Here is a 23293-nt window from a genome sequence, read left to right on the forward strand (position 1 = left end):
AGCCACGAGGCCGCCGGCGGAACGCCGCCGGCGGTCAGCCTGCGATGGCTTTCCAGTTCCAGGTGAGCCCGTAGGACGCGCTCAGCGCCAGCAGACCCGGGCCGGCGGTGCCGAGGTTGAGGAAGCGGCCCCGCGCGTCGTACTGGCCCACCGCCGTCAGTTGCGAGGCATGCCTGTCGGCCGGCGGGGTGCAGAACATGTAGCCGCCGTCATTGGGACGGAATTCGTTCAGCGTGAGCAGGTTGCCGTCGCCCACCGCGGGGTTGGTGGCCGTTGAATTGACATACAGTCCCTTGTGGACCAGGTAGTAGCAGTAATAACCCTCGGTCTTGTCGGCGTATACGGGCATGAATTCTTCCGCGGAATCGTCGCTGTCGGGTTCGAGCGCCACCGGCGTGCCCGGTTCCGGGTCGGAGTCCTGTACGGTCATGGCCGATCCCGCGCCGGTGACGATCTCATCGACGTCCAGCGCCTCGTTCTCGGCGTCCTGGAGGAACCAGCGCTGGTCGGGATCGAATTCGTCGGCGAGGTCACGACCCACCAGTTCTTCGCCGTCAGCGCGATCCAGGGCGGTCAACGCCTGGCCGGTGGCCTTGTTCAGCAATATCCAGGTGCCGTCTCCCATGTCGAGCAATCGCCACAGCTGGGAGTCGCCGTCGTCGGAGCCCTGGAGAATCACCGGCGCGTCGGCGAGTCCGGATTCCTGGCCCAGATAGGTACGCGTGAAGCTGTGCAGCACGCGATAGTGTCCCGGGTCGTCACCGGCGGCCAGGAACCGGAAATTGTGCGCGCTCTGCTCGGATCGGGCTAACGTCCTGGTCTTGAGGCGGCTGCTGCCGGGCCGCGTCCCCGCACCCGAAGGGTAGGGGGAGCGGGTGCTGGAGGCGCTTCGGAGATTCTGCGTCGTTCGCGGAACGGCCTTCGCCTGCCGCGCCGGTTGGGACGTCGTGCACCGCTGGTCCTCGGTGAGATAGGAGAAGTCGTATTCGACGGGAAGGTGGTCCGACATCTCGAAGTCGGTCATCGGCGTCCCGAACCCGTACCCCCTGTAGAGCGCCGGGGTGACGCCGTTCTGGGTGACGGCGTAGTCGATGGTGCGTCCCGTGACAGGCCGGGTTGGTCCGCTGGAGGGCAGTACGTCGAACTGACGGGAGTCGTCGCCGAGGGCGGTCAACAATCCTGTCTGCCCATAAGCCTCCATATTGAAGTCGCCGAGGACCACCCAGGGCAGCGGTTGCCCGTTCGGGCCGGCGGTCTGCATATGACTCCTGATGTTCCGCAGCATCGTGACGTTGTCCGTGCCGCCTGCCGCGGCCCCGTGCCAGGTGAAGTAGACGACCCCGCAATAGTTGACGCCGAGCGCGGGACGGGACTTGCCCTCGTGAACGCCGTTCCGGGTCGCTCCGGGGACGACGAATATCTCGTCCCTCCGGACACTTCGCCGCGTCCAGACGGCCAGATTGATCTTCTCCGGGTTGCCGGAACCGGTGTCGACGTTCGTGTTCAGCCAGTAGAGGTAACCTCCGCCGCGGCCTCCACTGGTTCGGCTGAGCCAGATCTCCTCGACGGGAGGCGCGTTCGTGCTGCCGTCGCGCATCCTCTTGACGTAGTCGGTCTGCGCGATCGTGTCCTTGCCCCAAAAGTGCCGGTCGGCGGGATAGCCGGTCTCCTGCAGGGCCAGGAGGTCGTTCTCCCTGGGAGGACTCTCCCGGGTGTGCAGAGCGGGCAGCGCGGTCGCGTACCTGTCGCCCTGTTGCGGCGAGGACGCGCCGGCCATGTTCCAGGTGGCCGCCTTGATCTCGACGAGCTTCGGGTCGCGCGGGGGAAGCTCGCCGCCGGTGTCGCGGAGGAACAGCGACTGCCGGTGTCCCACGTCGAGGGCGGCCACTCCGTTGCCCTGGTAGTTCAGGGTCTCCCGTCCGGTCCAGTCCGTGATCGCCTGCCCGTTCTGGCTCAGGGGCAGGAACGCGCGTGGGTCCGAGCCGTCCGAGCCGAACTGGAAGGCGGTGCCGGCCTGGGCGCCGTACGGCCGGTACGGCTCGAACGGCCCGCCGGCGGTGCTCTGCTTGCTCAGCGTGTTGTCGAAGAAGACGTTCTGCGGCCCGGAGGAGCCGGCCCACTTGCCCGCCTTGGGCCCGGCCGCCCACCAGATCGGATACCAGGTGCCCGCGTCCATCTCACCGCCCTCGCCACCGCAGTTGGCGGAGCAACTGGCCGAGCGGTGCTCGTAGGGGACTCGCACCGTGTTCTGCTCGAACAGGTTGTCGTGCTCCCAGCCGCCGTGCAGGTTCAGGTCGGAGTCGAGGTCGTTGCGGAAGGCGACGTTGCCGCCCGCCGACCACTGGAAGGTGAAGTGGCGCAGGTCGCGGCTGAGGTTGTGCGCCCACAACGAGTCCCACACGCGGCTGCCACGCAGGTAGCCGTTGCCGCCCTTGCCCTTGTTCCAGGCGCCGTCGAAGGTGTTGCGCTCGATCTGCAGGTTGCGCGCCACCTCGGTGACGATCGGGTGTGAGCCGGTCATCGTGGCCTTGAGCCCGCGCGCCCAGCTGTTCGCCGCCCACTTGAACACGATGCCGTGCATGGCGTACTCGGGCGCCAGGTTGCCGTAGTTGTGCACGGCCTGCTCGGGAGTGAGCGCGTACGTCTCCTGGCCGCCGATCTTCGGCAGGCCGTTCATGTCCTGGGTGAAGGAGAAGTCCTCGAACCCGACGCCCTCGACCACCTTCAGCGGCGTGACCTTGCTGGCGTACGGGCCGCCGCCGTTCAGCGGTTCGGAGCCGTCCGATTCGGAGTTCACCGGCAGGTCCCACCTCAGCGGCCGGTCCAGCGTGATCGTTCTGGCCGTGGCGTCCATGCGGCTGAGCCGGAACATCTCCTGCCGCATGTGGAGCGCCTCGATCATGCTCTGCTCGGTGATGCCCTGCTGCGCGTAGAACTTCCTGCTGTTGGCCGCGCCCACCCAGACATAGCCGCCGGGCCTGAACCTGGTCATGTCGGCCTTCGCGTCCAGCCGCACGACCGTGCCTCCCGCTCGTGCCGAGAAGCCCGGGTCATCGGCCGCGGCGGCCACCTTGAAGCCGGCGGCCCAGTGCTGGTTGACGCTGCCCTCGTACAGGTCCTTGCGCATGGGCAGGCTGGAGGCCAGCTCCCAGTCGTCCTTGTACCGGGTCGCCACCTCCCGGGTCTGGACGCGGAACATGCCACGCCCGGGCCAGATCCAGCCGCCGTTGCCGACGTCGGGGGCGGTGCCGGTGATCATGCTCTCCTGGTCCCACCGGCCGTTGATCACCTGGTCGTAGCGGGTCTGGAGGCCGGGCCTGAACACCAGCCGGGTGCCGCCGTCGCCGGAGCCCTTGCCCCGTACGATCAGAAATCCGGCATCCACGTAGATCTGCTGGGTGATGTCGATCCGGCCTGCCGGTAGCTCGATGAGCGAGAGCCGGTTGAAGTTGGCGTTCGGCGAGCAGTCGTCCTTGATGTGGTCGATCGCCTTCTGCAGTCCGGCGGTGTCGTCGGTCCCGTCGTCCGCCGTCACCCGGTAGGAGGAGGCGAGCTCTTCCGGCGAGATGCGGCAGGAGGCGTCGTCGGTCAGATCCGCATCGCCCTCAGGCAGCTCCTGGCCGCCTCGGTATCCGGCGCGGGACCAGTCCGGCAGTCCGGCCGGCGGGGTTGTGCGGTTGCCGTGACTCAGGTCAGGGCCGGACGCTCCAGGCCCGGCCCACGGCGGGTCCTCCGCCGTGGCGGGTGCGGTCACGGACGTCGGGGAGGCGGACGCCCCCCACGCCGCCGGGGTGCTGCCCGGCGACGACAACGAGAGCAGCAGGACGGACATCATGGCCGCCGCTGGTCGGACCATTCTCACGTGATCTCTCCGAGAAGGACGCGGACGCCGGGAGCCGGCGTCGGTGACGATGACGTCGTCCGGCTGCGTGTTCGCCGGCTTCACCACTGCGGGGCCGACGGCGTGGGCATCGCCGCGAAGTCGTAGACCTTCTTCCACAGAACGCCGCTCCTGCCGCCGGCCGAACCGTTGACGACGTAGTAGAGATCGGTTCCGGCCACCACGGCCAGCGGGGTTCTGCCGGGGGAGAGCGCGAAGCTGTTCTCCTCGTAGTAGCCGCTCCACCCGCCGTCGCGCGAGATCATGTAACTGCCGATGGTGTTGTCACGGTCCTCGGTGATGGTGATGACGCCGTAGCCGCTTCGGGAGAGCGCGACGGACGGGCCGTTCCTCGTGTAGCCCGGGGTGCCTGTCGCGTAGACCCGGAACGGATTCGTCCAGTTGCCGGTCCCGTACCGCTGCCGCGACATGTACACGTAGTTGTCGGTGCCCGTGAAGGCGAGCACGACCTGGTTCCAGGGAGCGGGGTCGCCGTTGGCGCCCACCTGGGCGGCCAGCCCCGGCGCGTCCTTGCTCCGCGCGCCCGGCACCACGCTGGGCGAGCTGTAGGTGCCGGTGTCGCCGTTGTAGTACATCGTCCAGATGTCGTCGGTGGACTGGCTGTTCCAGGCGAGCATGAAGGAGTTGCCGGGGAGCGCGGCAGCCGCCACGGGCTCGGTGTCGGTGGTGCGCGTGTCGTTGGGGATCCTGGTCCAGCTGGGCAGGGTGGCGGGTAGCTGGTAGCTCGGGCTGAGCTGGACGCGGTGCTGGTAGACGTGGCCCTCGGTGCCGGTGTGGAAGATCCGGAAGTTGCCGCGGCCCCCGTCGTCCGTCCAGATCACCCGCGGCGGCGTCCAGGTCTGGGCGTTGGGCAGCGAGTACGCGGGCCCGTTGTTCAACGAGATCCAGATGGAGTCGTTGTCCGCGCCGCGCCAGGCGTGCAGGATGTTGCCGCGGTCGTCGCGCGCCTCTCCAGGAGTGGACCTGCTGGTGATCTGCCCGCCGGCGTAGGTCACCGGCTGCCAGTCGGACCCCTCACCGGGGAAGCCCCAGGAGCTGATCGAGGCGCCGCCGTCGTCGGCCGAGGCCGGCGCCGTCAGTCCACCGGCGGAGGCGATCAGCGACACGGCCGCGATGAACAACCTCTTCTTGACGAACATCTCTTCTCCCGCATCGTCTCTCGAATCGACGACCATCACGCCGTTGGCCCGGCGGTGACTCATGGACCGTCGTTACAGAGACAAAATGCGGGAGGCCGCCCGTGACATGACGCTCGTCACATCACCGTCCCGCTCGCGGACGACGGCGGGCCCGCGGATCCTCAGGCCGTGAGCGCCGCGCCTTCGAGCAGCGTGGTGCGGATCTGCTTGCGTGAGGAGATGCCGAGCTTCGCGAAGACCTTGCGCAGGTGCCATTCGACGGTGTGCGGGCTGATGAAGAGCTGAGCGCCGATCTCGGGGTTCGTCAGCCCGTCGCCGGCCAGGCGCGCTATCTGCGCCTCCTGGGCGGTGAGAGTCGCGCGTGCCTCGACGGTGCGCCTGCGTACCGTCTCACCGGTGGCCTGGAGCTCGCGCCGGGCGCGTTCCGCGAACGCCTCGGCCCCCATGTCGCCGAGCAGCTCGTATGCGATGCCCAGCTGCTCGCGCGCGTCGAGGCGGCGGTTCTCCCGGCGCAGCCACTCGCCGTAGAGCAGCCGGGTGCGGGCGAGCGTCGTCCGGACCTCGGTGCGGCCGAGCCGCTCGATCGCCTCGCGGTAGAGAACGTCGGCGTCCGCTCCGTCGCTCACCTGGGCCCGTACGCACGCCGAGGTCCCGAGGGCCCAGTCGGTGCCGCTGGCTCGGGCCATCTCGTCGAGTCGCCAGGCGACCTCGGCCGCCCGGGCGGGCCTTCCGCTCCGGACGGCGGCCTCGACGAGTTCGACCGTGGACCTGATGGCCGTCCCGCCGAGCTCCTGCGGGTGCTCGAAGGCTCGCTCGGCGGCGACGTACGCCTCCTCGTACCGGCCGAGGCCGTTGCAGAGCACCGCGCTCGCCCATTGGGTGGCGGTCACCACCTTGCCTTCCCCCTGAAGGGCCGGGTCCCGCGTGATCGCTGCGCTCACCTGACGGGTCGCGGCCTCTCGTCCTCTCCACGGTTCGAGGATCAGGGCCGCGTACTGGGCCAGGTAGCGGCTGCCCGTCACCTCGCCGATCGTCACCGCCTCGGCGACCAGCGCGTCGGCCAGGGCGAACTCACCGGCGAGGACCCTGTTCGACACGAGCATGTGGAGGGCTGAGGGCAGCACCGACAGTGCGCCCGCCTCGCGTGCCAGATCGACCAGCCTCGCGGAGAGCACCGACCAACTGTCGAAGTCCCAGACGTTATGGGCCATCCGGGACGCGAACGGCAGCCAGCCAAGGCCCTGTTCCCTGGAGACCCCTTCGGCGCGAAAGGACTCCAGGGCCCGCAGCACCATCGGCACGCCTGCGGCGGAACCCTCGGTGAGCGCCACGCCCACGCCGTTCAGGAGCAGGTCGTTGCGCTCCGGCGGCGGCCCCGGCGGTGCGGCGAGCAGCGCCTCGGCGATGTCCGCCACCTGGGCGCCGCTCGGCAGCCGGCCCGCGTTCATGGCCGCGTTCAACGTGTCGCGGTAGGTCTCGCGGGCCAGCCCGGCGTCCAGCGGCGCCAGGCGCTCACCGGCTCTGAGCAGCAGCGGGAAGGCGGAACCTGCGCTCCTGGAGGCGAACGCGATCTGACCGCGCAGCAGGTCGGCCTGGGCGCGTTCGCGTTCGTCCAGAGTGCTGAGCTCGGCTGCGTCCAGCAGTTCGAGCGCGGCGTCGTACCCGCCGGCCTGGTACTTGGCCCGTGCCGCCGCCAAGGCTCTGGCGCCGCGGCGCGCGGGGTCGGGGGTCAGCTCGGCTGCCCGCTCGTGGAACGCCGCCGCCGCGGCGACTCCGCCGCGCGCCTGCGCCCGATCGGCCGAGCGCGCCAACTCGGCGGCCACCGTCTCGTCGGGGCCGGCCGTCGCGTTGGCGAGGTGCCACGCCCGGCGATCGGGGTCCGCCCGGGGATCGGTCGCGTCGGCCAGCGCCCGGTGGACGTCCTGCCGGTCCTGCGGGGACGCGACGCGGTAGGCCGCCGATCGCATGAGGGGATGACGGAAACGCACCCGCGTACCGATGGCGATCAGCCCCGCCGCCTCGGCCGGCGACGCGGCGGACACCTCGATGCCCAGCAACTCCGCCGCGCGAGTCAGCAGGGTCACGTCCCCGACCGGCTCGGCCGCCGCGATGAGCAGCAGCCGCTGTGTCTCGGCCGGCAACGACCGGACCCGCCGCAGGAAGCCCTGTTCGATCTGGCCGGCCAGCGGTCGCGCGTCGGGCCGCCCGAATCCACCCGCCAGCTCCGCCGGCGCCAGCCCCCGGGGCAGTTCGAGCAGGGCCAGCGGGTTTCCCTGTGTCTCGACGACGATCCGGTCCCGGACCTGCTCGTCGAGTCGTCCAGGAGTCACGGAGTCCAGCAGGGCGCGGGCGTCGCTGTCGCTCAGCCGTCCCACGTCGAGCTGGGGCAGCCCCTTCAGCTCCGGTCCGAGGTGGTGCTCGCGCACCGCGAACACCAGCCCGATCGGCTCGGCGAGCAGGCGCCGCGCGACGAAGGCGAGGGTCTGCGCGGAGACCTGGTCGAGCCACTGCGCGTCATCGACCAGGCAGACCAGCGGCCCTTTCTCGGCCACGTCGGCGAGCAGGCTGAGCACCGCGAGCCCGACCAGGAAGCGGTCCGGAGGAGTTCCCGCGCTCAGGCCGAACGCCGTCCCGAGCGCGTCGCGTTGCGGGCCCGGCAGGCGACCCAGATGCTCCAGCAACGGGGAGCACAGCTGATGCAGCCCGCCGAAGGCCAGCTCCATCTCGGATTCCACGCCGGTCGCCTTGATGATCCGGCAGCCGGACGCGCTGTCTCGCGCGTACTCCAGCAGCGCCGTCTTGCCGATGCCGGCCTCGCCGCGCAGAACCAGGACCGAGCTGTGGCCGTCCTGCACCGTCGCCACGAGCTGATCCAGCGTCTCGCACTCCAGCTGCCGCCCGAGAAGTCGCGACCCGGGACCTCCGCTTGCCATGGCACTGCCCCCGACGATCATCTGTGCGTTGCCCCATGACCGCTGAACATGGGGAGAAACCGGCGCTACATCCTAGATGGAGACGTAACCTACCGTTCTCCCGTCAAGCCCAGCAATCTGCTGGTGACACCGGCCGCAGGGTGAGCCGGGTGGTCGCGGAGCGTCCCACTGCCCGAGGCGCCTCCGCTGCCCCGACGCCCGCCACGGTGCGGGCCAGGGTACCGACCACGGTGTTCCCGGGGCGCGATGGAGCAGCGCGGGCAGCGACCGTGATCGCAGTGGCATCACCGGATGCCAGCTGTCGAACGGAGCCGCCATCGTGACCATGAGCCTGTTGGAGTCGTACGAAGACCACGCGGAGCAGACCCATGACCGGTCGATCACCCATGGGGACGGAGACGATCCGGCGTTCGTCAGCGCCGCGCCCCGGCTTCTCACGATCGGTCTGCGCGTCCTGCAGGACGTGGGCGAAGCCGAGGACGTGGTGCAGGAGACGTGGCTGCGTTGGGCTCGTGCCGATCGGTCGGTCGTCATCAGCCCGCCGGCGTTCCTCGCGCTGACCACCGCGAGGCTCGCCATCAACGTCGCCCGGTCCGCCCGCAGGCGCCGAGAGACCTCCGCCGGCTCCTGGCTCCCCGAGACGGCGGACCTCGCCGCCGGGCCCGAGACGGCAGCCGAACGACGAGAGGCGGTCGACACGGCGATCCGGCTGCTGCTGGAGAGGCTGACACCCGCCGAACGAGCCGTCTATCTCCTGCGCACGGCCTTCGACTACCCCTACCGCCAGATCTCCGAGCTCCTCCACCTCGGCGAAGACCACGCGCGGCAACTCCTGCGACGCGCGCGCAACCACCTCGCCACCGAGCGACGCCACCAGGTGAGCACCGCCGCGCACCGGCGCCTCGTGCGGACGTTCGTCGCCGCCGCCCAGTCCGGCGACCTCGCCGCGCTGGAAGACGTGCTCACCGCCGACATCGTCCGCTGAGTTCGATCGCTGGTGCGGCGATCTGTCACAGATCACGACGCCGTCCGGTCTTTCCGGTGAATCGGACACCGAAAGAGCGACAGGAGCGTGAGCGTGCCCTCGACCATGACCACCATCCGGATCCGGGTCAGGATGAGCTCCCGGCCCGTCGACGAGCCGCATCGCGCGTCGAGCCAGCTCGAGCTGCTCTTCGATCTCACCTTCGTGGTCGCGGTCGCGGCCGTCACGGCGCAGTTCGCGCACGTCATCGCCGAAGGTCATGGCCTGACCGGGCTGGTCCCGTTCCTCCAGGTGTTCTTCGCCATCTGGTGGGCGTGGATGAACTTCACCTGGTTCGCCTCGTCCTACGACACCGACGACGTTCCCTACCGGCTGCTGACCATGGTGCAGATGGCGGGGGTGCTGGTCCTGGCCGTCGGCGTGCCCGCCGCGGCCGGCCATTCCGACTACGGGATCATCACCCTGGGCTACCTCATCATGAGGATCGGGCTCGTCGCCCAATGGCTCAGGGCCGCCTTCGAAGACCCGGCGAGCCGCCGTACGGGGCTCCGCTACGCCGCCGGCATAGGTCTGGTCGAGCTGGGCTGGTTGCTCCGGCTCGCCCTCCTGGACGCCGGCCTCCTGCCGGCGTCGCTCCAGCTGCCGTTCTTCGCCTGCCTGGTCGCCCTGGAGCTGGCGGTGCCGTGGTGGGCGGAGCGGGCCAGGGCGACCACCTGGCACCCGCGGCACATCGCCGAGCGCTACGGCCTGTTCACGATCATTTTGCTGGGCGAGAGCGTCCTGGCCGCGAGCAGAGGGGTTGAAGGGGCGCTCGAAGCGGCTCCCCTCGTCGTCATCGCCGGATCCGGTCTCGTCCTGCTGTTCGCCCTGTGGTGGCTGTACTTCCTGGTCGAGGCGGGGGAGGGGCTCAGCGAGCGGCGTCACCGGTCGTACTGGTGGGGGTACGGCCACTTCGGCGTCTTCGCCGCGCTGGCGGCCCTCGGCGCCGGGCTCGAGGTCGCGGTGGAGCAGAGCGGGCGCCAGGTGCTGGCATCGCCGACGGCGATCGGCTACGCGGTCGCCGTCCCGGTCGGGGTGTATCTCATCCTGCTCCGGGCGGTGCATGCGCTGGTCGACGCGGACTCCGTCGTCCCCCGCGCCGCCGTGGCGGGGTGCGTCGGCGCCGTCGTGTCGTCGCCGCTCGCGGCGCCGTGGATCGGGGTGGCCGCCGTGGTCGCGCTGATCGCGGCCGCCTGCGTCGCGCTGGTCGCCGTCGCCATCTGGGCGGCACGTAGCTGAAGGAGCATCATGTACGCGTCAGAGAACAGAATCGCCACGTCCGTCCTGGTCATCGGGACCGGAGGGGCCGGGCTGCGGGCGGCCGTCGAACTCGCCGAGCGCGGGGTGGACGTCCTCGCGGTCGGCAAACGGCCGAAGGCGGACGCACACACCGCGCTCGCGGCAGGCGGCATCAACGCGGCCCTCGCCACGATGGACCCCGAGGACACCTGGCAGCAGCACGCGGCCGACACTCTCAAGGAGAGCTACCTGCTGGCCAACCCCGAGACGGTGCGCATCGTCACCGAGGGGGCCGCGCGTGGCATCGAGGACCTCGTGCGGTACGGCATGCCGTTCGCACGCGAGCGGGACGGGCGGATCTCCCAGCGCTTCTTCGGCGCCCACACCTTCCGGCGCACCTCGTACGCGGGGGACTACACCGGACTGGAGATCCAGCGCACGCTGATCAACCGGGCGGCCCAGCTCGACGTCCGCGTCCTCGACACGGTGTACATCACGCGGATTCTCGTGCGCGACAACGCGGTCTTCGGCGCGTACGGGTTCGACCTGACCGACGGCAGCCGCTACGTCATCCATGCCGATGCGGTGATCCTGGCCGCGGGCGGCCACACCAGGATCTGGCGGCGCACCTCCTCCCGGCGCGACGAGAACACCGGCGACTCCTTCCGCCTGGCCGTCCTGGCCGGCTGCCGCCTCCGCGACCCCGAGCTGGTGCAGTTCCACCCCTCCGGTCTCATCGCGCCGGAGAACGCGGCGGGCACGCTCGTCTCCGAGGCGGCACGGGGGGAGGGCGGGGTCCTGCGCAACAGGCTCGGCGAGCGGTTCATGTCCCGGTATGACCCGGAGCGGATGGAGTTGTCCACGCGCGATCGGGTCGCGCTGGCCGCGTACACAGAGATCAAGGAAGGTCGCGGCACCCCGGACGGCGGCGTGTGGCTGGACGTGTCGCATCTGCCGCGCGAGACGATCATGACGCGGCTGCCTCGCGTCTATCGGACGCTCCTGGAACTGCAGATGCTCGACATCACCAAGGAGCCGATCGAGGTCGCGCCGACCGCGCACTACTCGATGGGCGGCGTCCGGGTGCGCCCCGAGGACCACGGCACGGACGTCGCCGGCCTGTACGCGATCGGGGAGGCGGCCAGCGGCCTGCACGGCGCCAACCGCCTGGGCGGCAACTCCCTCATCGAGCTCCTCGTCCTCGGCCGCGTCGTCGGCCGGGCGGCGGCGGAGTACTCCGCGGGTCTCGGCGCGCAGCGCCGCTCCGCCGAGGCGCTCGCCGCGGCGCGGCAGGAAGTGGACGAGCTCCTGTCCGCCGACGGCCCGGAGAACGTGCGGTCGTTGCAGCGAGCGCTGCGCGACATCATGACGGAGCACGCCGGAGTGGTACGCGACGAGGGCGGCCTGCGCAAGGGCCTCGCCGAACTGGCCGCGGTCGAGGCGCGCATCAGCGGGATGGGCGTGCACCCGGACATCGCCGGCTTCCAGGACCTGGCCCACGCCTTCGACCTGAAGTCCGCCGCGCTCGCCGCGCGCGCGACCATCGAAACCGCGATCGAGCGCCGCGAGACCCGCGGCTGCCACAACCGCTCCGACTACCCGGAACTCGACCCCGCATTGCAGGTCAACCTCGTGTGGTCCGGCCCCGGATCGGTGGAGCGGGAGAGCATCCCGCCGATTCCCGCCGAGATCGCGGCGCTCATGCGCGACGTCTCAACCGTGGGAAAGCTCGCCGAATAGCCGGATCTTGTCACAAATGCCGAGGCTGCCCTGTCTTAGCTGGCGATCGGACCACATGGGCGCGGGAGTCGGCGGGCTGAGGCCAGATCGCCGGCCGACTGCAGATCGCTTGGAGGAGACATGAGCACCCCGAACGGTGAGAACGAGTTCCTGTACGAGCTCCACGTCGAGATCGAGGAGGAGCTGATCATCGCCGAGGCCAGCCGCCCGGAGGAGGAGGTGGGGCAGCCGGTCACCGAGTGGCTGTACGACCCGACGGACGTCGAGCGCGAGAAGATCGCTCTGCGGGGGCTGCGCGACGCGGTCGAGGTGCTGGAGGACGGCTGGCGGCCGGGTGACGACGTTGCCTGAGCCGCGGATCGGCACGCTCGGCGGCCTGCGTGAGCATCTGCAGTGGGCGATCGAGCTGGAGCACGCGACGTTGCCGCCGTACTTGACGGCGCTGTACTCGTTGGATCCGGAGCGCAATCCGGTGGCTGTGGAGGTGGTGAGCGGCGTCTTCGTGGAGGAGATGCTGCATCTGGCGCTGGCGGCGAACCTGCTCAACGCGGTCGGTGGCACGCCGCGTCTGGACGTGCCGGGGATGCTGCCGCCGTATCCGCGCAAGCTGCCTCATGGCGATCTGGAGGTGTCGCTGGTGCCGTTCGGCGCGCAGGCGCTGGAGATGTTCCTGCGCCTGGAACGGCCGGCGCCGCCCGGCGCGCCGCCGGAGGACGACGACTACGAGACGATCGGGCAGTTCTACGCCGCGATCGAGCAGGGGTTGCGCCATCTGTGCGAAACGCTCGGCGAGGAGGAGGTGTTCTGCGGCGACCCGGCCCGGCAGGTGAGCGGCGCCCACTTCCGGCACACCGGCGGCAGGCTCGTCGCCGTCACCGATCTGGCCTCCGCGCTGGACGCGCTTGAGGAGATCGTCGAGCAGGGGGAGGGCAGCGCCCGCGGCGAGGTCTGGGACGGTGACCAGGACGAGGTCGCCCACTACTACCGCTTCATGGAGCTGAAGCTCGGCCGCCGCTACCGGCGCGGGGACACCCCTGAGTCCGGGCCCACCGGTGAAAAGCTCTCGGTGGATTTCACCGGGGTGTTCCCCATGACGCCCGGCCCTGCCGACCGCGCCGCGCAGGAGGAGTTCGACCAGACCTACTGCGCGATCCTCCATCTGCTGGAGCTGGCCTTCAACGGCAGCCCGAGGATGCTCGCCGTCGCCACCGGGGAGATGTACGCGCTCAAGGCCCAGGCGCAGGACCTGATGCGGCGGGGCGGCCTCACCTTCGAGTACGTCCCGCCTGAGCTGCGCCGCTGGAGCGCGGGCGACCACCAGCGGATCGTCGTGCTCCGGGACGGGCCGTACGTCGTGTACGGTCGCGTCCCCCTGCGGCGCAAGCGGAAGATCGTCTCCGCCGAGCAGAAGAACGCGCTCACCTGGAAGACCGGCGAGCCGCTGGAGACCGAGGAAACCTACGCGCTGTGCCGCTGCGGCCGTTCGGGCGCCAAGCCGTTCTGCGACGGGACTCACGCCGTGATCGGCTTCGACGGCACGGAGGCCGCGCCGATGCGGCCCTACCAGGAGTTGCAGCACGTGCACGACGGCGTCGGCATCTCCGCGCGGCGGGTGGGCGAGCTGTGCGTGCACGCCGCCTTCTGCATCGGCCGGACCAGGCCCATCGCCAAGATGCTCGACGACACCGCCGACAGCGACGTGCGCTCGGACGTCATGGGCCGCATCGATCACTGCCCCTCCGGCTCCTACAGCTATGCCCTCGAACGCGGCGGCGAGACGATCGAGGCCGACCTCCCGCGCGCCGTCTCGGTGCTGGAGGAGGAGGACGGCCTCGCCGGCGCGCTGTGGGTGACCGGTGGAATCCCCGTCACCCGATCGGACGGCCTGCCGCTGGAGACCAGGAACCGGATGACGCTGTGCCGTTGCGGTCACTCCGGCAACAGACCGCTCTGCGACGGCACCCATCGCGAGATCGGCTTTCACGAGTGAACAACCGGAGAGGCAATCCCATGAACCAACCAGTCGTTCTCCTCGTCCACGGCGCCTTCGCCGAGTCGGCCAGTTGGAACCGCGTCATCCGGCGCCTGCGTGGCAACGAGCTCACCACGGTCGCCGTGGCCAACCCGCTGCGCGGGCGCGCGGACTCGCGCGGCACCCGCGAGGTCGCCGGCGCCTCCCACGCGCTCGCGGCCTCGCAGCCCGACGCCGTGACAGCGACTATCCTCGACGCCGCGGACCACGCGCGAGGCTGACGAACCCCTGTTCAGGCCGACGGGCGAATCGATGTGGGGCACATGAACACGGAATCCCTGGAACAGGCGGACGCTCTCGATCGGGCGGCGTCCGCCTTCATCGAGCTGCGCCCGCGGCTGTTCGGCATCGCCTACCGGATGCTGGGCAGCGCGGCCGAGGCCGAGGACATCGTCCAGGAGGTGTGGCTGCGCTGGCAGGACACCGACCGCGAGACCATCGAGAACCCGCCGGCCTTCCTGGCGCTGGTCACCACCCGGCTGGCCATCAACCTGGCGCAGTCGGCGCGCGTGCGGCGGGAGTCCTACATCGGCCCCTGGCTGCCGGAGCCCGTGGACACCAGTCTTGACCCCACGGTCGGCGCCGAACGCGGCGAAGCGCTGGAGCTGGCCCTTCTGCTCCTGCTGGAGAGGCTCAATCCCACCGAGCGCGCCGCCTACGTCCTGCGGGAGGCCTTCGACTATCCCTATCCGCAGATAGCGGAGATCTTGCGGCTCACCCCGGTCAACGTCCGGCAGATCGTGAGCCGCGCCCGCAGGCGCGTGACCGCCGTCCGCCACGAGCCCGTCGACAGGCTCCAGCACCGGCGCCTCCTGGAGACGTTCCTCGACGCCGCCCGGACGGGAAATGTCGGCGCCCTGGAGAAGCTCTTCGCCGCCGACGTCGTCAGCTCCTCCGACGGCGACGGCATCAGGGGATCGTCCAAGTTCCCCGTGCTGGGCAACGAGCGGGTGGCCAGGTTCGTGGCCGCGTTCTCGCCGCGGTTCTGGCCGGGCACCGCCGTCACGTGGGTCGAGATGAACGGGCTGCCAGGCGTGCTCGTCACCCGGGACGGCGCCGGCGTCGCCCTGCTGGCCATGGAGGCCTCCAAGGAGGGGATCCACCACCTGTTGTGGATCCTCAACCCGGCCAAGATCGAGGCCTTCGAGCGGTCTCGCAGCCGCTCTGTCACAACGTAACGGGCTGTCCGGTCTTATCTGCCAACGATGAAGGAGGCGGCAGACCATGACCGAGGCGGGCGCCGAGTCGCTGGCGGAGATGCTCGACGAACGGCAGCACCTGCTCGGGATCGCTCTGTCCATGTTCGGCTCGGACACCACGGCCGACCACGTCGTCCAGGAGACCTATCGCCGCTGGTACGCCCTCGACGAGGAGGAGCGCGCCGCCATCGCGGTGCCGCGCGCCTGGCTGACGCGGACAGCGGGAAGCATCTGCCTGGAGCTCGTCGCCGACCCCGCCCCCGACCCCGACCCTGACCACGTGCCCGGCGGCCGGGTGACGCGGGCCCAGCCCGTGCCGTACCCGGCCTCGCACCAGGCCGGGTACGGCCCGGAGATGCGCGCCGGGCACGAGCGGGTGGCCCGCCGGTTCGCCGCGGCCTGCCAGGCGGGCGACACCGAGGCGCTGCGGGAGGTCCTGGCCGCCGACGCGATCGTCGTCAGCGATGGCGGCGGCAAGGTGCGCGTCGCCGTACGGCCGACCCACGGTGCGGACGCGGTCGCGCGGGTCGTCACGGCGTTGCTGATCGACCAGCCAGGAACCGAGCCGGCCATCGGATCGGTGAACGGCAGGACGGGGCTCGTGCTGCGGCGGGCGGGCAAGGCCGTGGCGGTGGTCAGCGTGAGCGTGGCCGGAGCCGAGGTCACGGCGGTGTGGATCATCCTGAACCCCGACAAACTCCAGCGTTGGCGCTGAAGGGCATACCGGTGCACGAGCAGATCTCGCCGGGTACTTCTTCGAGTCGAGCATGGTCTGCGTGCTCTCGCCCTGGTCCAGGGGGCGGGATCAGCACGCTTCTCCTCGAACACGAGGCCGCCTGTCACAACCGAGGGGGGCTGCCTTGTCTTAGCTGACGACAAGGGCGCACCACAGCGCCCGGAAAGCCAGAAGGGTGCCAGCAATGAAAATCGTGGTGATCGGCGGGACCGGGCTCATCGGGTCGAAGCTGGTGAGGAAGCTGGGCGAGCACGGCCACGAGGCCGTGGCCGCGTCGCCGAACACCGGCGTCGACACGCTGACCGGGGAGGGCCTGGCCGAGGTGCTGAAGGGCGCCGAGGTCGTGATCGACGTGTCGAACTCGCCCTCGTTCGAGCGCGAGGCCGTCATGAAGTTCTTCCAGACCTCCACCGGCAACCTGCTGGCGGCCGAGGCGGCCGCCGGGGTGGGCCATCACGTGGCGGTGTCGATCGTGGGGACCGAGCGGATGCCGGAGAACGGCTACTTCGCGGCGAAGATCGCCCAGGAGGAGCTGATCGAGAAGTCCGGCGTCCCGTTCTCGCTGGTGCACTCCACCCAGTTCTTCGAGTTCGCCCGCGGCATCGCCGACGAGGGCACCGTCGACGGCAAGGTGCACATCGCGCCGGTGCTGTTCCAGCCGATCGCGGGCGACGACGTGGCCCAGGCGGTCGGCAGGACCGCGGTGGGGACGCCGCTGAACGGCCGGATCGAGATCGCCGGACCGACCCGGTACAAGATGGACGAGTTCTTCCGCAAGGCGTTGGCCGCCTGGGGCGACACCCGCGAGGTCGTCACCGACCCGCAGGCGCGCTACTTCGGCAGCGTGCTCGGCGAACGGTCGCTGGTGCCCGCCGACGGCGCGCAGCTCGGCACCGTCACCTACAAGGACTGGCTCGGCCAGTCCGACGCGAAGTAGGGCGGGGCGATGGACAAGCCGCGATCGACCGCGTGGCAGACGGCGCTGACCGTGCTGCAGGAGGCGCAGCCTCCGTTCATCCCCGAGGGCGCGCACGCGATGACCGTGGTCATCGAGTACCCGCCCGGAGACCCGGGCGCGCCGCCGCATCGCCACCCGGGTCCCGCCTTCGGCGTCGTCCTCGAGGGCGAGATGCTGATGGAACTGGAAGGAGAGCCGGAGCGGGTGATCCGCGCCGGCGAGGCGTTCTGGGAGCCGGGTGGCGACGTCATCCACTACCAGGACGGCAACAATCGCGACGATGTCCCGGTACGGTTCACGGTCACCATGCTGTGCGAGCCGGGCAAGCCGATGTTCACGCTGGTGGAAGAGGCCGAGCTGGCCCGGCGCAAGGACCGCCGCGCGCCACGCCCCTCCTGAACCCCGGCGAGGTATCCGCAGCGTGACGGCACCGGCTGCCGTCATCGCTGCCTGATCCCAGGATCGAACCAGGCCGCCGGCCCATCGGCCGGCGGTCCGATCCGCCATGCCGACAACCCGAGGTATGACACGAATGAACCACGAACGACCGGTCCGGATCGGCACGCTCGGCAGCCTGCGTGAGCATCTGCAGTGGGCGATCGAGCTGGAGCACGCGACGCTGCCGCCGTACTTGACGGCGCTGTACTCGTTGGATCCGGAGCGCAATCCGGTGGCTGTGGAGGTGGTGAGCGGCGTCTTCGTGGAGGAGATGCTGCATCTGGCGCTGGCGGCGAACCTGCTCAACGCGGTCGGTGGCACGCCGCGTCTGGACGTGCCGGGGATGCTGCCGCCGTATCCGCGCAAGCTGCCTCATGGCGATCTGGAGGTGTCGCTGGTGCCGTTCGGCGCGCAGGCGCTGGAGATGTTCCTGCGCCTGGAACGGCCGGCGCCGTCCGGCGCGCCGCCGGAGGACGACGACTACGAGACGATCGGGCAGTTCTACGCCGCGATCGAGCAGGGGTTGCGCCATCTGTGCGAAACGCTCGGCGAGGAGGAGGTGTTCTGCGGAGACCCGGCCCGGCAGGTGAGCGGCGCCCACTTCCGGCACACTGCCGGATCGCTGTTCGCCGTCGAGGATCTGGAGTCCGCGCTCGGCGCGCTGAAGGAGATCGTCGAGCAGGGGGAGGGCAACGCCCGCGGCGAGGTCTGGGACGGTGACCAGGACGTCCTCCACCCCGAGCGGAAAGAGGTCGCCCACTACTACCGTTTTCAGGAGCTCAAGCTCGGCCGCCGCTACCAGCGGGGCGACACCCCGAAGACCGGCCCGACCGGCGAGAAGGTCGGCGTCGACCCGGACGGCGTGCTGCCGATGACACCCAACCCGCGGCCCGCCGAGCCGGGCAGTGCCGTACGGGCGGCGCAGGATCTGTTCGACACCACCTACAGCATCCTGCTGAACCTGCTGGAACAGGCGTTCAACGGCGACCCGAAGCGGCTCACGGACGCCACCCGCACCATGTTCGCGCTCAGGGCCCAGGCGCAGGCCCTGATGGCGCTGCCCGGCGGCGCCGGTCCCACCTTCGCCTACGTGCCGCCCGAAGCACGCAGCTGATCGATCCGCTTCTCGTCCACGTCCGGCTTGGCGATCGGGGCGGCCCGCGCGGGCGTGCCGCCGTGATCGAAGTCGTCCTCTCCGCCGCCGCGTGGGCGGCGGAGAGGACGGGAGTCACCGGGTCCGCGTCACCAGCTCGCCGATCTCGGGGAGGACGGCGTCCGCGACCGTGATCTTCCGCTCGATGAGCCCGTTGGCGTGGAACAGGTCGGCGGCGTGCTGCTGCTCGGCGACGAACTCCGGGCTGACCGGGTGCAGCCCCCACGGGCGGGTGCGCAGCGCGTGCTCCCACGCGTCGAGGTCGCCGTCGAACAGGGCCGCGGCCTCGCGCGGGTGCTCCTCCGTCCAGCTGTCCGCCCGCTGCAGCGCGGTGACGATCCTGGCCAGCTCCTCCGGCCGGTCCTGGGCGAAGTCGCGGCGGGTGAACCAGAGCGAGCGGTGGCTGAACAGACCTTCGGTCTCCACCAGCGTCCGGGTGCGCGACTCGACCGGCGTCAGGTACGGGTAGGAGCCCACCCAGGCGTCCACGTCGCCGTTCACCAGCAGCTCGGCGGCGTTGCCGTAGGCGTCCACCGGGACGATGTCGCCCCACCCGAGCCCGGCCCGCTCCAGCGCCAGCAGCAGCAGGGTGGTCTGCCAGGAGCCGTGCCCGAGCGCCACCCGCCTGCCCTTCAGCTCCGCCACCGAGCCGATCGGGGAGTCGTCCCGCACCACCAGGCGGCCGTTCTCGACCCGCGGCCCGGAGATCGCCACGTACACGATGTCGTGCCCCTTGGCCTGGGCGGTGACCGGGGGCGTGGAGCCGGTGCCGATGAAGTCGTATCCGCCGTCGAACAGATGGTCGCCGTGGGCGGACGGCAGGGCCCGGGTGGGATCGACGCGCCCGTCCCGGCCGAGGGCGTTCAGGTCCACCCATTCGACGCCGGGCAGCAGGTCGCGGTGGCGGGCCACCCAGAGCGTGTTGTTCTGCGGGAAGAAGCCGACCTTGGTGGTCATCAGGAGCGTCCTTTCAGTAGCGGCAGAACGTGACGGCCCACGCGGTGGGCCTCTTCGAGATGGGGGATCCCGGCCAGGATGAGGGCGTCCACCCCGAGATCCAGCAGCCGGTCGAGGCGGTCGGCGACCTGGTGGTAGTCGCCGACCAGGCCGAAGGCCGGGCCGTCGCGCAGTTGGCTGAACCCGCCCCACACGTGGGGGGCGACCTCCAGGGCGCGGGGGTCGTCACCGGCTCCGGCGAGGAAGGCGCGGCTGCGTCGCACCCCGACGGAGTCGCCCTCGCCGGCGTCGCTCTCGCGCGGCCGGGCCCGCCAGCCGGCCTCGATCTCCGCCCACGCCTCCTCCTCGCTCTCCCGGGCCAGCAGGTCCACCCGCACGGCGAACCGGGGCGGCGTGGCACTGTGCGCGCGCACGGCGTCGAACTTCTCCTCCAGCGCCTCGAACGGCTCCAGCCAGGACAGGTAGTAGTCGGCGTGCCGGCCGGCGGCGTCGATGGCGGCGGGGGAGGAGCCGGAGAAGAAGATCTCGGGGAACGGCTGCCCGGCCAGCTCCTCCGGCAGTCCGGCGTTCTCCACCTGGTAGAAGCGGCCCCGGTGGGTGTGCCCGCCCTGCCAGACGCCCTTGAGCACGTCCAGGAACTCCGAGGTGCGCGCGTAGCGGTCGTCGTGGTCCACCTTGTCGCCCCACCACAGCTGCGCCGGGCCGCCGCCGCCGGAGATGACGTTGTAGACGATCCGGCCGCCGGTGGCCCGTTGCAGCGTGGCCGTCATCCGGGCGGCCTGGACGGGGTGCAGGAAGCCGGGCTGGAAGGCCACCATGAAGCGGTACGACGTGGTCTCGCGGGCCAGCGTCGCGGCGGCCGCCCACGGGTCGTCGGTGTGCGGGAAGTTCGGCAGCAGCCCGCCGGTGAAGCCGCTGTCCTCGGCGGCCCTGGCGACCTCGGCCATGTAGTCGGCGTGGCTGTAGCCGTCGTCCCGGCCGTCCCTGGTGCCGGGGGCGGTGCCGCCGGGGGCGAAACCGCCTCGGCTGCGGACGCGGCGGCGCAGCGAGGGCTGGTCGCCCTCCATGTGAATGCGCCAGTAGATGTCAACGGTCAACAGACCGCTCCTTCATGTGCTCGCCGAGGCGGTAGACGTCCTCGGTCTGGAGGAAGAACTCGGTGACGCCGAGCGCGGCGTACTCGTCGGCGGCCTCGATCGAGGGCAGGTGCACGCCGTAGCGCAGGCCGGGCAGCTCGGGGATGAGGGCCGCCAGGTCGTCACCGGCGGCGAAGACGTGCACGTCGGCGTGGCGGCGCGACAGCTCCAGGGCCTCGGGCGAGGCGCCTGACAGGTGCACCTCGGGGAAGGGCGGGGACGACAGCGGCGTGCCGAAGCCGCCCTTGACCACCTCGTAGAAGTCCCCGGCGAAGTCGAACGGGCCGCCGCCCCAGACGCCCTTGGCCACGGTGAGGAACTCGTCGGCGCGGGCGAACCGGGCGGCGCCGGTCAGGAAGTCGCCCTGCGCCCTGGCCACGGCCGGGTCCAGATCCACCGCGAGCCGCCAGCCGAGCCGTCCGGCGGAGAAACGCTGCAGGGACGCCGAGAGCTTGGCCGCGTAGACGGGGGTGGCCACGGCCGGGTGGAACTCGGCCACGACCCGCAGGTGGCGGGTGCGGCGCAGGGCGTTGGCGGCTACGGCGAGAGATTCCTGGCCGGCGGGGTCGAAGGGCGAAAGGGCGCCCGCCCACCCGGACAGGTCCGCGGCCACGGCGGCCCGCCCGGCGGGGTCGGTGAGCGCCGGCCGCAGGTCGGTGACGAAGCCCGGCAACGGGGCGGGGTCGGGGCTCCGGGTGGGCAGGGCCAGGTGGAAGCGGCCGGTGCGGTGCGCCGTCATGCCGCCGCCCCCAGCGGGACCTCTTCCAGCAGGGCGTCGATGCGCGGGAGCAGCTCCCCGGCCAGCGGCTCGATCTGGCTGTCCAGCACGAACAGGCCGCGCGTGACGTGCCGCGCGCCGAGCACGCTCAGCACCGGGCGCAGGGCGTAGTCCACGGCCAGCAGGTGGGCCGGGGTGCCGCCGGTGGCGATCGGCACCACGGTCTTGCCGGCGAACGCGCCCTGCGGCAGGACGTCCAGGAACGCCTTCAGCAGCCCGGTGTAGGACGCCTTGTAGATCGGGGTGGCGACGACGATCGTGTCGGCCGCGGCCACCTGCGCGGTGGCGCGGGCCAGCTCGGGACGGGCGGTGTCGCCGCGCAGCAGGGCCTCGGCGGGCAGGTCACGAAGGCGCAGCACGGTGGCGGGCCGGCCCAGCCGCCCGGCCAGGTGGTCGAGCAGGCGTACGGTGCGCGAGGCGGCCGATGGGCTGCCGGAGATGAGCAGGACGGACATGTCAGATCTTTCCTAGGGGTTCAGCGGAAACGGGCGGCGTCCGGGTCGGCCGCGGCGACTGGCCCGTCTCGTCGAGGAAGCCGGGCGGCGGCAGGTGGTACGGCGGCTCGGCGGCGGCCGGCAGGAGCGCGGGCTCCCGTTCGCGGGAGTCGAACTCCGCGCCGACCGCCGCCAGCGTCTCGGGCTGCTCGACCAGCGTGACCGCCGCCGTGGCCAGGTAGCGGGCGGCGGCCAGCAGCCCGGCGTGGGCGATCGGGGTGCCGGTCGCCGCGGTGGCCGCCCACGAGTGCAGGGGCACCCCGAGCGGCACCACGGCCGCGACCAGGCTGAGGTGCGGCGCCGTCCAGCTCACCTCGGAGGTGTCGCTGGACGGGCCGCCGAGGTCGGGACCGGCGGGCGGGCGCAGCGGCAGCACCTCGCCGGCCAGGCCGGCGGGCGGGCGGCCGATCGCCGCCTGCAGCCGCCGCGCGAACGCCTGGTCGGCGTCGGTGAACGCCGGCGGCCCCAGCTCGCTCATCGTGTGGTGCAGCAGCTCGGCGCCCGCCCGGTTGCCGAGCCCCTGCCTGATGGCGGTGACCAGGCGGTGCTCCAGCCGGGTCCCGCTGCCGGCGGCGGCGGCGTGGGCGCAGGTCACGACCTGGTCGTAGAGGGTCCTGGCGGCGGCGGCCGTGGACTCGCGGACGTAGACCCAGACCGTCTGCAGGTCGGGGGTGACGTTGGGGGCGCCGCCGCCGCTGATCGTGTAGCTGACGCGGCCGGAGGGGGAGACGTGGCCGGCGCGCAGGCGCTCGACCATCTCCGTCAGCAGCAGCGCGCCGTCCAGGCCGCTGCGGGTGCCCAGCGGGTTCGAGCCGTGGCCGGGCGAGCCGAGGAAGGAGAACGTGGCCGAGTACAGGGCGCTGGTGACGTCCCAGCCGGTGCCGGTGACGGGGGCGGGGTGCCAGTCGAGGAAGGCGTCCAGCCCGTCGTAGGCGCCGTCGCGCACCGCGTACGCCTTGCCGACCAGGTGCTCCTCGCCGGTGGACGCGAACACCTTGATCGTGGCCCGGCTCCCCAGTGCCGTGGCGGCGGCGATGGCCGCGCCTGCCGACGCCGCCGCCAGGGCGTTGTGGCCGCAGCCGTGGCCGGGGCCGTAGGCGGGGGCGTACTCGTCGCCCTCGAACGCGACCGGTTCGTGCCGGGCCGCGCCGGCCCGCTGGGACAGGCCGGGCAGGGCGTCGTACTCGACGTTGAAGCCCAGCACCGGCCCGCGGTCGCCGTGGGTGGCGACGAACGCGGCAGGCAGGCCGGCCGTGCCCCACGCGATCGTGAAGCCGTGCGCGCGCAGGAGCGCGGCGGTGGCCAGGGCCGAGCGCCATTCGCGCAGCGACGGCTCGGCGTAGGCCCAGATCCGGTCGGCGAGCCCGGTCAGCGCGGCGGCGTTCTCGGCGATCCAGCCCGCCGCCGTCATGGCCCTGCTCACGGCATTGCTCCCG

The 23293-nt window shown here is 71.3% G+C and carries 19 protein-coding genes; 11 read left to right on the forward strand and 8 right to left on the reverse strand.

All coding sequences use genetic code 11. The features are described 5' to 3' along the window. Nucleotides 1-34: 34 nt before the first annotated feature. The 3 genes from ACIBQ6_RS00590 to ACIBQ6_RS00600 all read right to left on the reverse strand — a co-directional run bounded on the left by ACIBQ6_RS00590 (nucleotide 35) and on the right by ACIBQ6_RS00600 (nucleotide 7994). Entirely contained in the window at nucleotides 35-3856 is a 3822-nt protein-coding gene (locus tag ACIBQ6_RS00590) for an RICIN domain-containing protein (RefSeq protein ID WP_397209505.1), read from the reverse strand. Nucleotides 3857-3942: 86 nt separating this feature from the next. Then, nucleotides 3943-5040: a hypothetical protein gene (locus ACIBQ6_RS00595; protein WP_397209506.1), complete on the reverse strand. Its 1098-nt coding sequence runs from the start codon at nucleotides 5038-5040 to the stop codon at nucleotides 3943-3945. A 161-nt stretch (nucleotides 5041-5201) separates the two neighbouring features. Further along, nucleotides 5202-7994 (reverse strand): ATP-binding protein, encoded by a 2793-nt coding sequence (locus ACIBQ6_RS00600; protein WP_397209507.1) that lies wholly within the window; start codon nucleotides 7992-7994, stop codon nucleotides 5202-5204. A gap of 304 nt (nucleotides 7995-8298) precedes the next feature. On the opposite strand from ACIBQ6_RS00600, the gene ACIBQ6_RS00605 reads away from it, so the two are divergent. The 11 genes from ACIBQ6_RS00605 (at nucleotide 8299) to ACIBQ6_RS00655 (ending at nucleotide 18453) form a co-directional block, all read left to right on the forward strand. Then, nucleotides 8299-8958, forward strand: coding sequence for a sigma-70 family RNA polymerase sigma factor (locus ACIBQ6_RS00605; protein WP_397209508.1), 660 nt, complete (start codon nucleotides 8299-8301; stop codon nucleotides 8956-8958). A 93-nt stretch (nucleotides 8959-9051) separates the two neighbouring features. Next, complete coding sequence (locus tag ACIBQ6_RS00610) at nucleotides 9052-10236, forward strand: low temperature requirement protein A (RefSeq protein ID WP_397209509.1); 1185 nt, start codon at nucleotides 9052-9054, stop codon at nucleotides 10234-10236. A 9-nt stretch (nucleotides 10237-10245) separates the two neighbouring features. Next, nucleotides 10246-11976: an L-aspartate oxidase gene (locus ACIBQ6_RS00615; protein ID WP_397209510.1), complete on the forward strand. Its 1731-nt coding sequence runs from the start codon at nucleotides 10246-10248 to the stop codon at nucleotides 11974-11976. 120 nt (nucleotides 11977-12096) lie between these two features. Continuing rightward, on the forward strand, nucleotides 12097-12327 hold the full coding sequence (locus ACIBQ6_RS00620) for a hypothetical protein (protein WP_397209511.1): 231 nt from the start codon (nucleotides 12097-12099) through the stop codon (nucleotides 12325-12327). Next, a complete protein-coding gene (locus ACIBQ6_RS00625) occupies nucleotides 12311-13966 on the forward strand; it encodes a ferritin-like domain-containing protein (RefSeq protein WP_397209512.1) in 1656 nt (551 codons plus the stop codon). The genes ACIBQ6_RS00620 and ACIBQ6_RS00625 overlap by 17 nt, the downstream gene beginning before the upstream one ends. A 20-nt stretch (nucleotides 13967-13986) precedes the next feature. Further along, nucleotides 13987-14229, forward strand: coding sequence for a hypothetical protein (locus tag ACIBQ6_RS00630; RefSeq protein ID WP_397209513.1), 243 nt, complete (start codon nucleotides 13987-13989; stop codon nucleotides 14227-14229). Nucleotides 14230-14271: 42 nt separating this feature from the next. Beyond that, the gene (locus ACIBQ6_RS00635; RefSeq protein WP_397209514.1) at nucleotides 14272-15186 is read left to right on the forward strand and encodes an RNA polymerase sigma-70 factor; all 915 of its coding nucleotides are present in this window, start codon (nucleotides 14272-14274) and stop codon (nucleotides 15184-15186) included. 46 nt (nucleotides 15187-15232) lie between these two features. Next, nucleotides 15233-15922, forward strand: a complete 690-nt coding sequence (locus ACIBQ6_RS00640; protein ID WP_397209515.1) for a sigma factor — start codon at nucleotides 15233-15235, stop codon at nucleotides 15920-15922. 205 nt (nucleotides 15923-16127) lie between these two features. Continuing rightward, complete coding sequence (locus ACIBQ6_RS00645; protein ID WP_397209516.1) at nucleotides 16128-16880, forward strand: SDR family oxidoreductase; 753 nt, start codon at nucleotides 16128-16130, stop codon at nucleotides 16878-16880. 9 nt (nucleotides 16881-16889) lie between these two features. Next, entirely contained in the window at nucleotides 16890-17300 is a 411-nt protein-coding gene (locus ACIBQ6_RS00650; protein ID WP_358296042.1) for a cupin domain-containing protein, read from the forward strand. A 133-nt stretch (nucleotides 17301-17433) separates the two neighbouring features. Beyond that, nucleotides 17434-18453 carry a ferritin-like protein gene (locus tag ACIBQ6_RS00655; RefSeq protein WP_397209517.1) on the forward strand — a complete coding sequence of 340 codons (1020 nt, stop codon included), beginning with the start codon at nucleotides 17434-17436 and terminating at the stop codon, nucleotides 18451-18453. A gap of 114 nt (nucleotides 18454-18567) precedes the next feature. Here the strand turns inward: ACIBQ6_RS00655 and ACIBQ6_RS00660 are convergent, their stop codons facing one another. Genes ACIBQ6_RS00660 through ACIBQ6_RS00680 form a run of 5 tightly spaced genes read right to left on the reverse strand, consistent with a single transcriptional unit; the run spans nucleotide 18568 to nucleotide 23280 of the window. Continuing rightward, entirely contained in the window at nucleotides 18568-19449 is an 882-nt protein-coding gene (locus ACIBQ6_RS00660) for an ABC transporter substrate-binding protein (RefSeq protein ID WP_397209518.1), read from the reverse strand. Beyond that, nucleotides 19449-20546 (reverse strand): LLM class flavin-dependent oxidoreductase, encoded by a 1098-nt coding sequence (locus ACIBQ6_RS00665; protein ID WP_397209519.1) that lies wholly within the window; start codon nucleotides 20544-20546, stop codon nucleotides 19449-19451. The genes ACIBQ6_RS00660 and ACIBQ6_RS00665 overlap by 1 nt, the downstream gene beginning before the upstream one ends. Next, on the reverse strand, nucleotides 20536-21324 hold the full coding sequence (locus tag ACIBQ6_RS00670) for an LLM class flavin-dependent oxidoreductase (protein ID WP_397209520.1): 789 nt from the start codon (nucleotides 21322-21324) through the stop codon (nucleotides 20536-20538). The genes ACIBQ6_RS00665 and ACIBQ6_RS00670 overlap by 11 nt, the downstream gene beginning before the upstream one ends. Further along, nucleotides 21321-21818: an NADPH-dependent FMN reductase gene (gene ssuE / locus ACIBQ6_RS00675; protein WP_397209521.1), complete on the reverse strand. Its 498-nt coding sequence runs from the start codon at nucleotides 21816-21818 to the stop codon at nucleotides 21321-21323. The genes ACIBQ6_RS00670 and ssuE overlap by 4 nt, the downstream gene beginning before the upstream one ends. Nucleotide 21819: 1 nt before the next feature. Then, on the reverse strand, nucleotides 21820-23280 hold the full coding sequence (locus ACIBQ6_RS00680; protein WP_397209522.1) for a hypothetical protein: 1461 nt from the start codon (nucleotides 23278-23280) through the stop codon (nucleotides 21820-21822). Nucleotides 23281-23293 lie beyond the last annotated feature (13 nt).

It is taken from the genome of Nonomuraea sp. NPDC049655, assembly GCF_044465465.1.
In the GTDB taxonomy this organism is placed as follows: domain Bacteria; phylum Actinomycetota; class Actinomycetes; order Streptosporangiales; family Streptosporangiaceae; genus Nonomuraea.